Genomic DNA, 1,023 nt, shown 5'->3' on the forward strand with positions numbered 1-1,023 from the left:
CTGTCGGAGAAGACCCGCATCCTGGCTGAGGAAGTCGCCATTTTGAAGGCGCTTCAGGAGCAGCCGGAGGGCGCCGCCGGTGCGAAGAAGCGTAACCAGCAGGATTCTTAAAAGCTTTACTGTCGAGACTTTCCATTTTTGTGAGTTGGAGTAATACCTCATGACCGTTGATATTCTGTTCCCCTACTACGGCGACGTCGCCATGATGAAGCAGGCTGTGCTGTCTGTGGTCGGTCAGACCAACCCGGACTGGCGCCTGATTGTTATCGATGACGGCTACCCGGACGACTCGATTCCCGGCTGGTTCGAGTCGCTCAAGGACGAGCGCATCACCTACATGCGTAATGAAACCAACCTGGGTGCGAACGCGAACTACCGCAAGTGCTTGACCTTCGTGGAGAACGAACTGGTCACCGTCATGGGTGCTGATGACGTCATGCTCCCCAACTACGTGCAGTGGCTTGTGGACGCGGCGGCTAAGCACCCCGAGGCGTCCATCTTCCAGCCCGGCGTGGTTGTGATTGATGAGAACAACGGCCTGTCGAACACCCTGGTGGAGCAGACTAAGGCGTTCTACCGCCCCAAGGGTGAGGCTGTTCTGCAGGGTGAGGAGCTGGCTACTTCCCTGCTGCGCGGTGCGTGGTTCTACTTCCCGTCTCTGGGCTGGCGTAAGGACGCTATCGTGGGCACCGGCTTCCGCGAGGGTCTGAACGTTATCCAAGACATGGCGCTGATTCTCGACATTACGATGCGCGGCGGCTCCCTGTACTACGACCCGCAGGTTGCGTTCATGTACCGCCGTCACGGTGGTTCTGACTCGTCCTGGCGTGCCCTGGAGGGTACCCGTTTTGAGGAGGAGCGCCGCTACTACAACACCATGGTTGAAGAGATGACTGCCCTGGGTTGGACGAAGGCTGCTCGCGTGGCTCGTATTCGCTTCTCTTCGCGTGCTCACGCGCTGACTCTGCTGCCGAAGGCGGCTCTGGCGAAGAAGTGGCAGGGTGTTAAGAACCTTGCCGAGCA

Annotated in this window: 1 protein-coding gene; it reads left to right on the forward strand. The window is 58.8% G+C overall.

All coding sequences use genetic code 11. The features are described from left to right. Window positions 1-160 precede the first annotated feature (160 nt). Window positions 161-1,023, forward strand: an 863-nt coding sequence (locus Q0216_RS02900) for a glycosyltransferase (RefSeq protein WP_298592784.1), incomplete at its 3' end; no start/stop codon positions are given.

This window comes from uncultured Rothia sp. (assembly GCF_937976295.1).
Classification (GTDB): Bacteria; Actinomycetota; Actinomycetes; order Actinomycetales; family Micrococcaceae; genus Rothia.